This window comes from Streptomyces sp. ICN903 (assembly GCF_022015835.1).
Lineage (GTDB): Bacteria > Actinomycetota > Actinomycetes > Streptomycetales > Streptomycetaceae > Streptomyces > Streptomyces fenghuangensis.
This window is the reverse complement of the sequence record NZ_JAKMAY010000136.1, coordinates 1-14,759: the sequence shown is the minus strand read 5'-3', so window position 1 is coordinate 14,759 and position 14,759 is coordinate 1. Positions and strand designations below refer to the sequence as shown.

Genomic DNA, 14,759 nt, shown 5'->3' with positions numbered 1-14,759 from the left:
GGGCGGGGCTCCGGCGGCCGCGCCCGCTGCCCGGACGCCGGGGGAGCACCCGGTCCCGCGGCCACGGCGTGTGCGGCGGTCCCGGTCCCCCGGCCGCCCTCCCCGTCCGGGCCGGGGCGCCGCGCCGCCTCCGCCTCGTCGGCGGCCGGAGCCGGGGCCTGTGCGGTCGCCTGCGCGGCGGCCTGCGGGACGGCCGCCGCCGCGGTCGCCGTAGCGGCGCCGCCCGCCCGCGCCGGCGGCCGGCGTGAGCCGTAGCGGCGGTGGACGGCCTGCTTGGTCACGCCGAGGGCAGAACCCACCGAGTCCCAGGAGAAACCCAGCGAGCGGTCGAACTCCACGGCCGCCGTCACCAGCGTCTCCACGCTGTCGCGCAGCTCCTGGGCGAGCCGCACGGTCGGCGCGGGCGCCCTGCCGTAGACGACGAAGCCCGCTGACGGACCCGTGCGCCGCGGCCGGTAGACGTTGCCGAGCTGTGCGGTGAGCGTGCGCAGTGCGTCCACCTGCCGGCGGACCCGCTCGATGTCCCGCACCAGCAGGTGCAGGCTGGCCCGTGCCCGGGCGTCGGGGGTGGCGTGGTCGGCCATGGTCAAGCCTCTCGAACCGGCGTGGGGTCGGCCGGCCGCGTCTGCGGCCGATTCGGTCAAGCTGCATTGACCAACGCGGCACCGGGCGCCGGGGTCACGCTGAGGGGGCGTGAAAAGACCGGTGAGGGCGGTGCGTCCGGACCCGTACGCCCCACTCGGTGCCCGGAGCGCCCGCCGGGCCCACCGCCGCGGCGGACCGTAGACTGGTGCGCCGTTCCGCGCCGCGCGCGCATCCCGCGCCCGGCGCGGCCCCGTGTCCGCCCCGACGCATCCGCCCACGCCCGTTCCCGGCACACCCGTCTTCGAGAGGTAGTCCCGCACCGATGAGGCTCGTCTTCGCCGGCACCCCCGAGGTCGCCGTACCCGCCCTCGACGCACTGATCGCATCGGAGCGGCACGAGGTCGCGGCCGTCGTCACCCGACCCGACGCGCCGGCCGGGCGCGGGCGCCGCCTGGTGGCCAGTCCGGTCGCCCAGCGGGCCGAGGAGGCCGGCATCGAGGTCCTCAGGCCCGCCCGCCCGCGCGACGAGGACTTCCTCGCCCGGCTGCGCGAGATCGCCCCGGACTGCTGCCCGGTCGTCGCCTACGGCGCGCTGCTGCCGAAGGCCGCGCTCGACGTCCCGGCCAGGGGCTGGGTCAACCTGCACTTCTCGCTGCTGCCCGCCTGGCGCGGCGCCGCGCCCGTCCAGCACGCGATCATGGCCGGGGACGAGGTCACCGGAGCGTCCACCTTCCTCATCGAGGAGGGGCTGGACTCCGGGCCGGTCTACGGTGTGGTCACCGAGGAGATCCGGCCCACCGACACAAGCGGCGACCTGCTGACCCGGCTCGCCCTCGCCGGCGCCGGACTGCTGGCCGCCACCATGGACGGCATCGAGGACGGCACGCTGCGGGCCGTCCCCCAGCCCGCCGAGGGCGTCAGCCTCGCCCCCAAGATCACGGTCGAGGACGCCCGGGTGGACTGGGCCGCCCCCGCCCTGCGCGTGGACCGCGTGGTACGCGGATGCTCGCCCGCGCCCGGCGCCTGGACGCTCTTCCGCGGCGAGCGGCTCAAACTGCGGCAGACCGCCCTCGCCCCCGACCGCACCGGCCTGGCCCCCGGTGAGCTGGCCGTCGGCAAGAACACCGTGCACGCCGGCACCGGCTCGCACGCCGTCGAGCTGCTGTGGGTCCAGCCGCAGGGCAGGAAGCCGATGGCCGCCGCCGACTGGGCGCGCGGCGTGCGCATCGCCCGGGGGGAGCGGCTGGGGGACTGAGGCGGGGCCGGCTCCGGACCGCCCCGCCGCAGGTGGGGCGGCACCACCTGCGGCGGGACGCCCGGACGAGTGGGATTAGGCTGGAATGCCGCGCCCCCGGCGCCCACCGCGCCGTCCCCGACACCACCCGGAGCACCTTTTCGTGAGCAGCCGGCCACGCCGTCCCGCCAGGCCCTACCGCCGACCCAAGAAGGACCCCGTACGCCTGATCGCCTACGAGGCGCTGCGGGCCGTGGACGAGCGCGATGCGTACGCCAACCTCGTCCTGCCCCCGCTGCTGCGCGAGGCCCGCGAGCGCGGCGACATCGACGGGCGGGACGCGGCCCTGGCCACCGAGCTGGTCTACGGCACGCTGCGCCGGCAGGGCACCTACGACGAGATCGTGGCCGCCTGCGTGGACCGCCCGCTGCGCGAGGTGGACCCGCCGGTGCTGGACGTCCTCTCGCTCGGCGCCCACCAGCTGCTGGGCACCCGCATCCCCGCCCACGCCGCGGTCAGCACCACCGTGGAACTGGCCCGGGTGGTGCTCGGCGACGGACGGGCCAGGTTCGTCAACGCCGTACTGCGCAGGATCGCCGCCGACGACCTGGACGGCTGGCTGGAGAAGGTCGCCCCGCCCTACGAGGACGACCCCGAGGAGCACCTGGGGATCGTCCACGCCCACCCCCGCTGGATCGTCTCCGCCCTGTGGGACGCGCTCGGCGGCGGGCGCCGGGACATCGAGGAGCTGCTGGAGGCCGACAACGCCCGCCCCGAGGTCACCCTGGTCGCCCGCCCCGGCCGCGCCACCGCCGGGGAACTGCTGACCGGTGAAGCGGTGCCCGGCCGCTGGTCCCCGTACGCCGTCCGGCTCGCCGAGGGCGGCGAACCCGGCGCGATCGAGGCGGTGCGCGAAGGGCGCGCCGGGGTCCAGGACGAGGGCAGCCAGCTCGTCGCCCTCGCGCTGGCGAACGCGCCCCTGGACGGGCCCGACGGCCGCTGGCTGGACGGCTGCGCCGGACCGGGCGGCAAGGCCGCGCTGCTGGGCGCGCTCGCCGCCGGACGCGGCGCGGCCCTGATCGCCGCCGAGAAGCAGCCGCACCGCGCCCGCCTGGTGGCCCGCGCCCTGCGCGGCAACCCCGGCCCCTACCAGGTGGTCACCGCCGACGGCACCCGCCCCGCCTGGCGGCCCGGCTCCTTCGACCGCGTCCTGGTCGACGTGCCCTGCACCGGGCTGGGCGCCCTGCGCCGCCGCCCCGAGGCGCGCTGGCGCCGCCGTCCCGAGGACCTGGCCGGCTTCGCCCCGCTCCAGCGCGGACTGCTGACCGAGGCGCTGCGCGCGGCCCGGCCCGGCGGCGTCGTCGGCTACGCCACCTGCTCGCCGCACCTGGCCGAGACCCGCGCGGTCGTCGACGACGTGCTTAGGCACGAGAGCGCCGAGCCGATCGACGTCCGCCCGCTGCTGCCCGGTGTGCCCTCCCTCGGGGACGGCCCCGACATCCAGCTCTGGCCGCATCTGCACGGCACCGACGCGATGTACCTCGCCCTGCTGCGCCGCACCTGAGCACACGTCGGCACACCGCGGCGTACGATCCCGCCGCCGGGCGCGCCCCCGCGCACCTGGCGGCGGGGCCGGACGGGTGACACGACATACTGGGGCCATGGTTCAGATCAACCCCAGCATCCTGTCCGCCGACTTCGCGCGCCTGGCCGAGGAGGCGCGGCGCGTCGGAGGGCCCGAGGGCGCCGACTGGCTCCATGTGGACGTGATGGACAACCACTTCGTCCCCAACCTCACGCTCGGCGTCCCGGTCGTCGAGTCGCTGCGCAGGGCGACCGACACCCCGCTGGACTGTCATCTGATGATCGAGGACCCCGACCGCTGGGCGCCGCAGTACGTCGAGGCGGGGGCCGGATCGGTCACCTTCCACGCCGAGGCCGCCGCCGCGCCGGTGCGGCTGGCCCGCGAGATCCGCGCCAAGGGCGCCCGCGCCTCCATGGCGCTCAAGCCCGCCACGCCGATCGAGCCGTACGAGGACCTGCTGCCCGAGCTGGACATGCTGCTGGTGATGACCGTCGAGCCCGGTTTCGGGGGCCAGGCGTTCCTCGACATCATGCTGCCCAAGATCCGCCGTACCCGGCAGCTCATCGACAAGCACGGCCTGGAGCTGTGGCTCCAGGTGGACGGCGGGGTGTCGGCCTCCACCATCGAGCGGTGCGCCGAGGCCGGCGCGGACGTCTTCGTGGCCGGCTCGGCCGTCTACGGAGCGGACGACCCGGCCGCGGCGGTGCAGGCGCTGCGCGCCCAGGCCGAGGAGGCCGCGAACGGGGCCGCCGGCACCTGCGCCCACTGAGGGCGGTCCGCACCTCCCTTCGGGGACGGCTGCGGGGAGGCGGGCATGGGTGCACCGTGCACGGAGTGGATCAGGACCGCCGCGGATCTGCGAGGATGAACGCGCAGAGTGGGGAACGGCGCGTACACGAGTACGGCGGAACGGTAGCGAGGTGAGTGCGGTGTCGACCGGGCGGTCAGCCACGAGAATGGGTCCCGCCGAGCTGATGCAGGCGGCGGCCATGGCGCGCCGCTTCTATCTGGAGGGCAAGTCCAAGATCCAGATCGCGGACGAGTTCGGGGTGAGCCGCTTCAAGGTGGCCCGGGTGCTGGAGACCGCGCTGGAGCGGGATCTGGTGCGCATCGAGATCCGCGTCCCGGCCGAACTGGACGCCGAGCGGTCCGACGCGCTGCGCGCTCGCTACGGGCTGCGCCACGCCGTGGTCGTCGAGTCGCCCTCGGACGCCGCGGAGGACGCCGCCGACCCCGAGAACCTCGGCGAGGTCGCCGCCGACCTGCTGGGCGAACTGGTCACCGAGGGGGACGTCCTGGGCCTGGCCTGGGGCCGCTCCACCATCCACATGGCCACCGCGCTGCACCGCCTCCCGCCGTGCACCGTCGTCCAGCTCACCGGCGTCTACGACGCGGGCACCGCCGAGCGCGGCTCGGTGGAGGCCGTGCGCCGCGCCGCCACCGTCTCCGGCGGTGAGGCCCACCCGATCTACGCGCCGATGCTGCTGCCGGACGCGGCCACCGCCGCCGCGCTGCGCGGCCAGACGAGCATCGCCGCCGCGTTCGAGTACTTCGACAAGGTGACCGTGGCCGCGGTCTCCATCGGCTCCTGGGAGCCGGGCGTCTCCACCGTCCACGACATGCTCGGGGAGGAGGAGCGCGCCCACTACGCCTCCCTCGGGGTCGCCGCCGAGATGTCGGCGCACCTCTTCGACGCCGAGGGCCGCCGTATCGGCCGCGACCTGGGCGAGCGCTGCATCACCGTCGAGGCCGACCGGCTGCGCCGCATCCCCGAGGTCATCGCGATCGCCGGCGGCCGCCGCAAGGCCGAGGCGATCGGCGCGGTGCTCCGCTCCGGGCTGGTGACCAGCCTGGTCACCGACACCGCCGCCGCCGACTACCTGCTGCACGAGACCGCCCCCGGCCCCCGGCCCGCGCTGGAGCGGGCCGACCCGGACGAGAGCGCGCCCTGAGGACCGGGGCCGGCGGAGCTCGGCCCAGGCCCCCGGCATTGGTGGGAACGTACGACGCCGACCCCGCTCACCTGGCCTTTTCTCCATGGCCGGGGTCCGGGGCCGGCGTGCAACAATGAAGTACGTGCGATTTCTCAACGACCAGCGGCCCGCGTACGACCTGACGTACGACGACGTCTTCATGGTGCCCAACCGCTCCGCGGTCGGCTCCCGGCAGGGCGTGGACCTCTCCGCGCCGGACGGGACGGGCACCACCATCCCGATCGTCGTGGCCAACATGACCGCGATCGCCGGGCGCCGGATGGCCGAGACGGTCGCCCGCCGCGGCGGCCTCACCGTGATCCCCCAGGACATCCCCCTGGAGGTGGTCACCGAAGTCATCTCCTGGGTCAAGCAGCGCCACCTGGTCCTGGACACCCCCATCGTCCTGGAGCCCTCCGCGACCGTCGCCGACGCCCTGTCCCTGCTGCCCAAGCGGGCGCACGGCGCGGGCGTCGTCGTCGACGGGGAGCGGCGGCCGGTCGGCGTCGTCACCGACTCCGACCTGACCGGCGTGGACCGCTTCACCCAGCTCGCCCAGGTCATGTCCCGCGACCTGCTGCTCCTGGACGCCGACATCGACCCGCGCGAGGCGTTCACCCGCCTGGACGGCGCCCACCGCAAGCTCGCCCCCGCCGTCGACGCCGAGGGCCGCCTGGCCGGCATCCTCACCCGCAAGGGCGCCCTGCGCGCCACCCTCTACACCCCCGCGACCGACGACTCCGGACGGCTGCGGGTGGCCGCCGCCGTGGGCATCAACGGCGATGTCGCCGGCCGCGCCGAGGGGCTGCTCGACGCCGGGGTGGACACCCTCGTCGTGGACACCGCCCACGGCCACCAGGAGTCCGTGCTCTCCACCCTGGAGAAGATCCGCGCGCTGGACCCGCAAGTACCCGTTGTGGCGGGCAACGTCGTCTCCGCCGAGGGCACCCGGGACCTGATCGAGGCCGGCGCCGACATCGTCAAGGTCGGCGTCGGGCCGGGCGCCATGTGCACCACGCGCATGATGACCGGTGTGGGCCGGCCCCAGTTCTCCGCCGTCCTGGAGTGCGCCGCCGAGGCGCGCAGGCACGGAAAGCACGTCTGGGCCGACGGCGGTGTGCGGCACCCGCGCGATGTGGCCATGGCACTGGCCGCCGGAGCCTCCAACGTCATGATCGGCTCCTGGTTCGCCGGCACCCACGAGTCCCCCGGCGACCTCCAGCAGAGCGCCGACGGGCGCCTGTACAAGGAGAGCTTCGGCATGGCCTCCGCGCGCGCGGTGCGCAACCGCACCGCCGAGGAGTCCGCCTACGACAGGGCCCGCAAGGCCCTGTTCGAGGAGGGCATCTCCACCTCCCGGATGTTCCTGGACCCGGCCCGGCCGGGGGTGGAGGACCTGATCGACTCGATCATCGCCGGGGTGCGCTCCTCGTGCACCTACGCCGGGGCCGCCACCCTGGAGGAGTTCGCCGAGAAGGCCGTCGTCGGCGTCCAGAGCGCCGCCGGCTACGCCGAGGGCAAGCCGCTGCACGCCAGCTGGTGACCCGCGCCCCCGCGGAGCCCGCGGCCCGCCCGGCCCTCTTCCCCGGGCGGGCCGCGGCTGCTTCGATGGGCCCATGAGCGGACCTGAGCCCCGGACACCGCGCGAGGGCCACGAGGGCACCGGACCCGGAGCGATCACCCCCGACGGCTGCTCGGTGGAGGTCTACACCCGCCTGCCGGCCGGCGACGAACCCGACGTCGTCGCCTCGGCCGTCCCCGCCGGGGCGAGCCTGCTGGAACTGGGCTGCGGCACGGGCCGGGTGACCCACCCCCTGCTGGAGCGCGGTTTCGCGGTGACGGCCGTCGACGAGTCGCCGCGGATGCTGGAGCACGTGCGAGGGGCCCGCACCGTGTGCTCGCCCATCGAGACACTGGAGCTGGACGAGCGCTTCGACGCCGTCCTGCTGTCCTCCTTCCTGGTCCACGCCGGCGACGTCCGGGTCCGCGACGCGCTGCTGCGCGCCTGCCGCCGGCACGTCGCGGACGACGGGTGCGTGCTGGTCCAGCGCGAGGGCGAGGACTGGCACGAGCGGGTGCCCCGCGAGCGCAGGGCCGGCGACGGACTGGTCCGGATCGCCGCCGCCGACCCCACCGGCGACCCGAAGGTGTCCGCCGTCCGCTGCGAGTACGTCTTCCCGGACGCCACCTGGACCCAGACGTTCCTCTCCCGGCGAATGGACCGGGCGGAGTTCGAGGAGGCGCTGGCCGGCGCGGGCCTGGCCGTCGACGCCTACCTCACCGACGACCGGACCTGGGTGCGGGCACTGCCCGCGGGGTGACGTACGCGGCGGGGACGGACCGGCGCGTACGCGCCTGCACCGGCCACGGCCGGGCGGTGTGCGAGGCTCAGGGGGATCCACGTGTGACCGGTATGCGAAAGACCTCCCGAGGAGTCGTCCCGCGATGGACCAGGGCGCCGCTTCCCCCGCTTCCTCCCCCTCCCCGGGGGCCGGCAGGAACCTCTCGCGGCTGACGCGCCGCAAACCCGTCGAACGCCTCGTCGCCGAGAGCGGCCACGGAGAGGGCGGTCTGCTGAGGCGCTCGCTGGGGGTGTGGCAGCTCACCGCGATCAGCATCGGCGCCACCCTGGGCACCGGCATCTTCGTCGTCCTGGGCGAGGCCGTGCCCGAGGCCGGCCCGGCCGTCACCGTCTCCTTCGCCCTCGCCGGGCTGACCGCGCTTTTCTCCGCCCTGTCCTACGCCGAACTGGCCGGCACCATCCCGGTCTCCGGCTCCTCCTACACCTACACCTACGCCACCATGGGCGAACTGCTGGGCTGGGTGATCGGCTGGTGCCTGATCCTGGAGTACGGGGTGTCGGTGGCCGCCGTCGCCGTCGGCTGGGGCGAGTACCTCAACGAACTGCTCGACGGCACCGTCGGCGCCACCATCCCGGCCGCCCTCTCCGCACCCCCGGGAGACGGGGGGATCGTCAACCTGCCCGCTCTGCTGGTCGTCCTGCTGGCCATGGCGCTCCTGCTCGGCGGCGCCCGCGAGAGCGCCCGCGCCAACGCCGCCATGGTCGCGGTGAAGATCGGCGCGCTGCTGATGTTCTGCGCCGTCGCCGCCACCGGCGTGCGCGCCGGGAACTACACCCCCTTCGCGCCCCTGGGGGTGGCCGGGATCAACGCCGCGGCCGCGACGCTGTTCTTCTCCTACATCGGCTTCGACGCCGCCTCCACCGCCGGGGAGGAGGCCAGGAACCCCCGGCGCGACCTGCCGCGCGCCATCGTCCTGTCGCTGGTGATCGTCACCGTGCTGTACTGCCTGGTCGCGGCCGTCGCGGTCGGCGCCCTGCCCTGGCAGGACTTCACCGGCACCGAGGCCGCCCTCGCCGGGATCATGGAGGAGGTCACCGGCCGCGCCTTCTGGTCCGTCCTGCTGGCCCTCGGCGCCGTCGTCGCCATCGCCAGCGTCGTCCTGGCCGTCCTGTACGGGCAGACCCGCATCCTGTTCTCCATGTCCCGCGACGGACTGATCCCGAGGGTGTTCTCCCGGGTGCACCCGCGCACCGGCACCCCGCGCGCGGGCACCCTGATCGTGGCCGCCTTCTGCGGCACCCTGGCCGCCGTGGTCCCGCTGGGCCGGCTCGCCGACGCCACCAGCATCGGCACGCTGTTCGCCTTCGCGCTGGTCAACGTCTCCGTCGTCGTCCTGCGCCGCACCCATCCGCGGGCACCACGCGGCTTCCGCGTCCCGCTCTCACCGCTGCTGCCCGCGCTGGGCTTCGGCTTCTGCGTGTGGACGATGGCCGGCCTGGACGCGGTCACCTGGACCGTCTTCGGCCTCTGGCTGGCCGGCGGCCTGGCGGTCTACTTCTCCTACGGCATCCGCCACTCGCGCCTCAACGAGCCCGAGGCGGGGGCCGGGTAGACCTGGCGGAGCCGCCCCGCAAGCCGGCCCGGCACCACCTGCCGGTCACGGACATCAGACGGTGCGGCCCAGCCCCTCCTCGACCGGTGTGCGGGCCGTTGATGCCCGCCCGGAAGTCCGGTACGCCCTGGAGGCCCGGCCCGGTGGCGAACCGCTCGGCGAAGGGAGGATCGTCCTTGTACCGCGCCATGGTGGGGTTGGCGTCGTCGAACTCCTGCGGGGACATGCCCGCCGGAGGGACGTCCCGCCGGCCCGGTGTGCTGTACTTCGCTGCCGGGGCGGTGCGATCACCGCGGCGCCCCGGGTACCGCCCGCACGACAGAAGTGGCCCACCCGCAGTGCGACTGAACGAGCTCGACGAACGCATCGTCCGCGCCCTCGCCGAGGACGCCCGGCGCTCCTACGCCGACATCGGCGCCGAGGTGGGGCTGTCGGCCCCCGCCGTCAAACGCCGGGTGGACCGGCTGCGCGAGCAGGGTGCCATCACCGGCTTCACCGTACGGGTGGACCCTGCGGTGCTCGGCTGGGAGACCGAGGGCTTCGTCGAGATGTACTGCCGCCACAAGACCTCGCCCGAGGACATCCGCCGGGGACTCGCGCGCTATCCGGAGGTGGCCTCCGCCTCCACCGTGACCGGCGACGCGGACGCCATCGTCCAGGTCTTCGCCTCCGACATGCGGCACTTCGAGCGGGTGCTGGAGCGGATCGCGGGGGAGCCGTTCGTCGAGCGCACCCGGTCGGTGCTCGTCCTCTCCCCGCTGCTGCGCCGCTACGGTTCCGGGTCGCCGGCCTGAGGCGCCGCGCACGCGCGGCCGGGCGCACTCCCAGGCGCATGGCCGGGCACGCGCCCCGGGTGCGCAACGAATCGACGCGGCGGGGCCCCAAGACGCAACGGATCGATGCCGGGTGCGCAACAGGTGCGGCTTGTGGGGCCAAGCGGGCGGACCGTACCGTCGAGGCGTCCCCAGATCCCGCAGCCGTACCCCGGCACGCCCGGTACGGCTGTCCGACGTGAACGCGAAGAGGTCCCATGACGCCGCTGCGCACCGCGCTGCTCCAGGGCCCCGGCGGTGTCCCCGGCTCCACCGCGGACAGCCTGGCCGCCCTCGACCGCGCCGCCCGTGAGGCCGCCGCGGGAGGGGCCCGGCTGCTGGTCGCCTCCGAGATGTACCTGACCGGGTACGCGATCGGGGAGCGGGTGGCGGAGCTGGCCGAGCCCGCCGACGGCCCCGGCGCCGCGGCGGTCTCCCGCATCGCCGCCGAGCACGGAATCGCCGTCGCCTACGGCTACCCCGAGCGCGACGGCGACGCGGTGTACAACTCCGCCGGGCTCGTCGGCCCGGACGGCACCCGGCTGGCCGACTACCGAAAGACCCATCTGTACGGCGGCTTCGAGACCTCGGCCTTCCGCCCGGGCGACACCCCCGTCGTCCAGGCCGACCTCGACGGCGTCCGCGTCGGGATGCTGGTCTGCTACGACGTGGAGTTCCCGGAGAACGTCCGCGCCCACGCGCTGGCCGGCACCGAACTGCTGCTGGTGCCGACCGCGCTGATGCGGCCGTACGAGATCGTCGCCGAGACCCTCCTGCCGGCCCGCGCCTTCGAGAACCAGCTCTACATCGCCTACGCCAACCGCTGCGGCACCGAGGGCGCGGACGGGAACGGGGGCGGCGGTGCGATCACCTTCGCCGGACTGAGCTGCCTGGCCGCCCCCGACGGCACGGTCCGCGCCCGCGCGGGCGCGGGGGAGGACCTGATCACCGCCGATGTCGACCCCGGGCGGCTGAGGGCGTCGCGCGCGGACAACCCGTATCTGCGCGACCGCCGCCCCGAGCTGTACACCTCGCTCACCTGAGGGGCCGGCCCCGCGCCGCCCCGTACCGACCCGCCCACCCGGCACCGCAGCCGGCCGCCGGCCCGGGCCGACCGCCCGGACACAGCCCGCCACGTACCACCAGGAGAACCACCCATGACCTCCACGGTGCCCGCCGCCGTCCACGACGAGCAGCACGCACAGGCGCGGACCGAGCCGCCCGTCACCATGTTCGGCCCGGACTTCCCCTTCGCCTACGACGACTACCTCGCCCACCCCGCCGGTCTCGGCCAGGTGCCCGCCACCGAGCACGGCACCGAGGTCGCGGTCGTCGGCGGCGGGCTGTCGGGGATCGTCACCGCGTACGAGCTGATGAAGATGGGCCTGAAGCCGGTGGTCTACGAGGCCGACCGGATCGGCGGACGGCTGCGCACGGCCCGCTTCGACGGCTGCGACCCCGAACTGACCGCCGAGATGGGCGCGATGCGCTTTCCGCCGTCGTCCACCGCCTTCTGGCACTACGCGGACCTGGTGGGCCTGGAGACCAAGCCGTTCCCCAACCCGCTGGCGCCCGACACCCCCTCCACCGTCGTCGACCTCAAGGGCGAGTCCCACTACGCCCGCACCCTGGACGACCTGCCGGAGGTCTACCACCAGGTGATGGAGGCGTGGAACGCCTGCCTGGAGGAGGGCGCCGACTTCTCCGACATGCAGCGGGCCATACGGACGCGCGACGTGCCGCGCATCCGCGAGATCTGGTCGCGCCTGGTGGAGAAGCTCGACAACCAGACCTTCTACGGCTTCCTGTGCGACTCCCCGGCGTTCTCCTCCTTCCGCCACCGGGAGATCTTCGGCCAGGTCGGTTTCGGCACCGGCGGCTGGGACACCGACTTCCCCAACTCCATCCTGGAGATCCTGCGGGTCGTCTACACCGGCGCCGACGACGACCACCGCGGCATCGTCGGCGGCAGTCAGCAGCTCCCGCTGCGGCTGTGGGAGCGCGAGCCCGCCAAGCTGGTGCACTGGCCGGCGGGCACCTCGCTGAAGTCCCTGCACGGCGGCGACCCGCGCCCGGCCGTGACCCGGCTGCACCGCACCGCGGGCAACCGCATCACCGTCACCGACGCCACCGGCGACGTGCGCACCTACCGGGCGGCGGTCTTCACCGCCCAGTCGTGGATGCTGCTGTCGAAGATCGACTGCGACGACGACCTGTTCCCCATCGACCACTGGACGGCGATCGAGCGGACCCACTACATGGAGTCCTCCAAGCTGTTCGTGCCGGTGGACCGGCCGTTCTGGCTGGACAAGGACGAGCGCACCGGCCGGGACGTGATGAGCATGACGCTCACCGACCGCATGACGCGGGGCACCTACCTGCTGGACGACGGCCCGGACAAGCCGGCCGTGATGTGCCTGTCGTACACCTGGTGCGACGACTCCCTGAAGTGGCTGCCGCTCAGCCCCCAGGAGCGGCTGGAGGTCATGCTCAAGTCCCTGCGGGAGATCTATCCGGACGTCGACATCCGCAAGCACATCACCGGCAACCCGGTCACCGTCTCCTGGGAGAACGAGCCGTACTTCATGGGGGCCTTCAAGGCCAACCTGCCGGGCCACTACCGCTACCAGCGGCGGCTGTTCACCCACTTCGCGCAGGACCGGCTGCCCGAGGACAAGCGCGGCATCTTCCTCGCCGGCGACGACATCTCCTGGACGGCCGGCTGGGCCGAGGGCGCGGTGCAGACCGCCCTCAACGCGGTGTGGGGCGTGATGCACCACCTCGGCGGTTCCACCGACCCCGCCAACCCCGGGCCGGGCGACGTCTACGACGAGATCGCCCCGGTCGAACTCCCCGAGGACTGAGCGGGCCGGGGGCCGGACCGGCCTACGGGGCCACGTCGTCCGGCCCCTCCGCCTCCGGCCCGCCCGGGGCGGCCCCGGCGGTCCGGCGGGACCGCGCCGCCGAATCCGCGCGGGGCGCCGACCGGGACGGACGGCGGACGTCCGGGACGTACGCCGACCCCGTCTCCAAGGGCTTCGCCGACACCCTCGCCGACCCCGCCGCCGTCAGGGGCGGGGACGGCTACCGGTACGCCTGCGGCACCACCGACCCGCTGCGCAGCGGTGAGGGCACGATGCACTCGATCCCCGTCGCCCGCTCCGCCGACCTGGCCGACTGGTCCACCGCGGCTGAGGGGCCGGCCGCCCGCAGGAACGGGGCGGGGCGTGGGGCCGCAGCCCGCCCCGTCCCCGCCCTCCGTCCCGGAAACCCGGTGCGTCAGGACCTGACGGTGCTCTCCCGGACGATCAGCCGGTAGTCCGCCTCCACCTCGCGCCGCCCGTCCTCCCCGGCCGGCCGGCCGCCGCGTCCGCTCCCGCCGAGGCGGGCGTCCAGCAGTTCCACGGCCGTCCGCGCTATGTGGGCCTTGTCGGGGGAGATCGTCGTCAGGGTCGGGGTGCTGTAGCGGCCGTCCTCGATGTCGTCGAAGCCCGCCAGCGCCAGGTCGTCGGGAACCCGCAGACCGGAGGTCAGCGCGGTGCGCAGGGCGCCGAGGGCCAGCAGGTCGTTGAAGCAGAAGACCGCCTGCGGGGGTTCGTCCAGCTCCAGCAGCCGGCGCATCACCGCGGCGCCGTCGGCGCGGTGGTACGACGCCGTCGGCGGGGCCAGCCGCTCGTCGTAGGGGAGTCCGGCGGCCTCCAGCGCCTGCCGGTACCCGGCCAGCCGCAGGTGGGCGGTGTTGGCGCTGGGGTTCTCCTGGGCGCCGATGGCGCCGATGCGGGTGTGCCCCAGCGAGATCAGATGCTCGGTCATCTCGCGGGCGGCGCGCTGGTTGTCGATGGCCACGTGGTGCGTGGGGCCGTCCATGACGCGCTCGCCGAGCAGCACCATCGGGGTGCTGTCGGTGCGGGCCGCCAACTCCTCGCGGCCGACGGTGATGGGGCTGAAGATGAGCCCGTCGATGAGCTGCTCCCGGATGCCCTGGAGCACCTCGCGCTCGCGGTCGGCCATGCCGTCGGTCTGGTCGATCAGCACCGTCCAGCCGCGTTCGACGGCGGCGTCGATGACGAACCGGGACAGCTCGGCGAAGTACGGGGCGTCCAGCTCGGGCAGGGCCAGGGCGATCACGCCGGTGCGGCCGCGGCGCAGGTTGCGCGCCGAGAGGTTCGGGCGGTAGTCCAGCTCCGCCAGCGCCTGCTCGACCTTCTCCCGCGTGCGCGGAGCCACGTAGGTGTAGCCGTTGACCACGTTGGAGACGGTCTTGACCGACACCCCGGCCCGTGCGGCCACGTCCTTGAGGCTGGCGCCCACCTCTGTTCACCTCCACCCGGCACCCACCGGTGCCGCTCGCGAAGCGGTACGGGTCACCCTGGCACATCGCCGGCGCGTGGTGCGGGCCGACCCGGTACCGAGTGCCGCACACGGTCACCCCCGGAACCGGGGGGTAGGAGCCCGTCCGGTTCCGAAGAACCACCGCCGAAGTGTTTACAACGCTGTTTCAACGATGTAATCGTATCAGCGCACGCCACCTCGGCCCACCAGCCGCCCGACGACCGGGCGGCAACCGCAGCCGGTGGCCCGCGGTAGCGGTCCCGTACGTGGTGAGCGTGTTCCGCGGGCGGAACCCGTCTCCCCCTCGTCCCGCCCGCGGAACC

Annotated in this window: 12 protein-coding genes; 10 read left to right on the top strand and 2 right to left on the bottom strand. The window is 74.6% G+C overall.

The features are described 5' to 3' along the window. The coding region (locus L7D48_RS15675) for a hypothetical protein (protein ID WP_237880059.1) at positions 1 to 584 on the bottom strand (584 nt) is incomplete at its 3' end. 323 nt (positions 585 to 907) lie between these two features. On the opposite strand from L7D48_RS15675, the gene fmt reads away from it, so the two are divergent. The 10 genes from fmt (at position 908) to L7D48_RS15625 (ending at position 12,968) form a co-directional block, all read left to right on the top strand. Further along, on the top strand, positions 908 to 1,840 hold the full coding sequence (gene fmt / locus L7D48_RS15670) for a methionyl-tRNA formyltransferase (protein WP_237880058.1): 933 nt from the start codon (positions 908 to 910) through the stop codon (positions 1,838 to 1,840). Between the two features lie 85 nt (positions 1,841 to 1,925). Continuing rightward, a complete protein-coding gene (locus L7D48_RS15665) occupies positions 1,926 to 3,383 on the top strand; it encodes an RsmB/NOP family class I SAM-dependent RNA methyltransferase (protein ID WP_237880057.1) in 1,458 nt (485 codons plus the stop codon). 97 nt (positions 3,384 to 3,480) lie between these two features. Next, positions 3,481 to 4,173: a ribulose-phosphate 3-epimerase gene (rpe, locus tag L7D48_RS15660; RefSeq protein ID WP_237880056.1), complete on the top strand. Its 693-nt coding sequence runs from the start codon at positions 3,481 to 3,483 to the stop codon at positions 4,171 to 4,173. Positions 4,174 to 4,360: 187 nt separating this feature from the next. Then, complete coding sequence (locus L7D48_RS15655) at positions 4,361 to 5,356, top strand: sugar-binding transcriptional regulator (RefSeq protein ID WP_237880055.1); 996 nt, start codon at positions 4,361 to 4,363, stop codon at positions 5,354 to 5,356. 115 nt (positions 5,357 to 5,471) lie between these two features. After that, complete coding sequence (locus L7D48_RS15650) at positions 5,472 to 6,920, top strand: GuaB1 family IMP dehydrogenase-related protein (RefSeq protein ID WP_237880054.1); 1,449 nt, start codon at positions 5,472 to 5,474, stop codon at positions 6,918 to 6,920. Between the two features lie 73 nt (positions 6,921 to 6,993). Next, positions 6,994 to 7,698: a bifunctional 2-polyprenyl-6-hydroxyphenol methylase/3-demethylubiquinol 3-O-methyltransferase UbiG gene (locus tag L7D48_RS15645; RefSeq protein WP_237880053.1), complete on the top strand. Its 705-nt coding sequence runs from the start codon at positions 6,994 to 6,996 to the stop codon at positions 7,696 to 7,698. A 124-nt stretch (positions 7,699 to 7,822) separates the two neighbouring features. Then, positions 7,823 to 9,292, top strand: a complete 1,470-nt coding sequence (locus L7D48_RS15640) for an amino acid permease (protein WP_237880052.1) — start codon at positions 7,823 to 7,825, stop codon at positions 9,290 to 9,292. Positions 9,293 to 9,630: 338 nt separating this feature from the next. Then, entirely contained in the window at positions 9,631 to 10,086 is a 456-nt protein-coding gene (locus tag L7D48_RS15635) for an Lrp/AsnC family transcriptional regulator (RefSeq protein WP_093656644.1), read from the top strand. 236 nt (positions 10,087 to 10,322) lie between these two features. Beyond that, positions 10,323 to 11,147, top strand: a complete 825-nt coding sequence (locus L7D48_RS15630) for a carbon-nitrogen hydrolase family protein (protein WP_237880051.1) — start codon at positions 10,323 to 10,325, stop codon at positions 11,145 to 11,147. 114 nt (positions 11,148 to 11,261) lie between these two features. Then, on the top strand, positions 11,262 to 12,968 hold the full coding sequence (locus tag L7D48_RS15625) for an NAD(P)/FAD-dependent oxidoreductase (protein ID WP_237880050.1): 1,707 nt from the start codon (positions 11,262 to 11,264) through the stop codon (positions 12,966 to 12,968). A 415-nt stretch (positions 12,969 to 13,383) separates the two neighbouring features. Here the strand turns inward: L7D48_RS15625 and L7D48_RS15620 are convergent, their stop codons facing one another. Then, a complete protein-coding gene (locus L7D48_RS15620; protein WP_237880049.1) occupies positions 13,384 to 14,415 on the bottom strand; it encodes a LacI family DNA-binding transcriptional regulator in 1,032 nt (343 codons plus the stop codon). Between the last annotated feature and the right edge of the window lie 344 nt (positions 14,416 to 14,759).

Coding starts and splice junctions, on each gene's coding strand:
- L7D48_RS15640 (WP_237880052.1), top strand. CDS start 7,823: ATGGACCAGGGCGCCGCTTCCCCCGCTTCCTCCCCCTCCCCGGGGGCC.
- rpe (WP_237880056.1), top strand. CDS start 3,481: ATGGTTCAGATCAACCCCAGCATCCTGTCCGCCGACTTCGCGCGCCTG.
- L7D48_RS15630 (WP_237880051.1), top strand. CDS start 10,323: ATGACGCCGCTGCGCACCGCGCTGCTCCAGGGCCCCGGCGGTGTCCCC.
- fmt (WP_237880058.1), top strand. CDS start 908: ATGAGGCTCGTCTTCGCCGGCACCCCCGAGGTCGCCGTACCCGCCCTC.
- L7D48_RS15665 (WP_237880057.1), top strand. CDS start 1,926: ATGCCGCGCCCCCGGCGCCCACCGCGCCGTCCCCGACACCACCCGGAG.
- L7D48_RS15655 (WP_237880055.1), top strand. CDS start 4,361: ATGGGTCCCGCCGAGCTGATGCAGGCGGCGGCCATGGCGCGCCGCTTC.
- L7D48_RS15650 (WP_237880054.1), top strand. CDS start 5,472: ATGAAGTACGTGCGATTTCTCAACGACCAGCGGCCCGCGTACGACCTG.
- L7D48_RS15645 (WP_237880053.1), top strand. CDS start 6,994: ATGAGCGGACCTGAGCCCCGGACACCGCGCGAGGGCCACGAGGGCACC.
- L7D48_RS15625 (WP_237880050.1), top strand. CDS start 11,262: ATGACCTCCACGGTGCCCGCCGCCGTCCACGACGAGCAGCACGCACAG.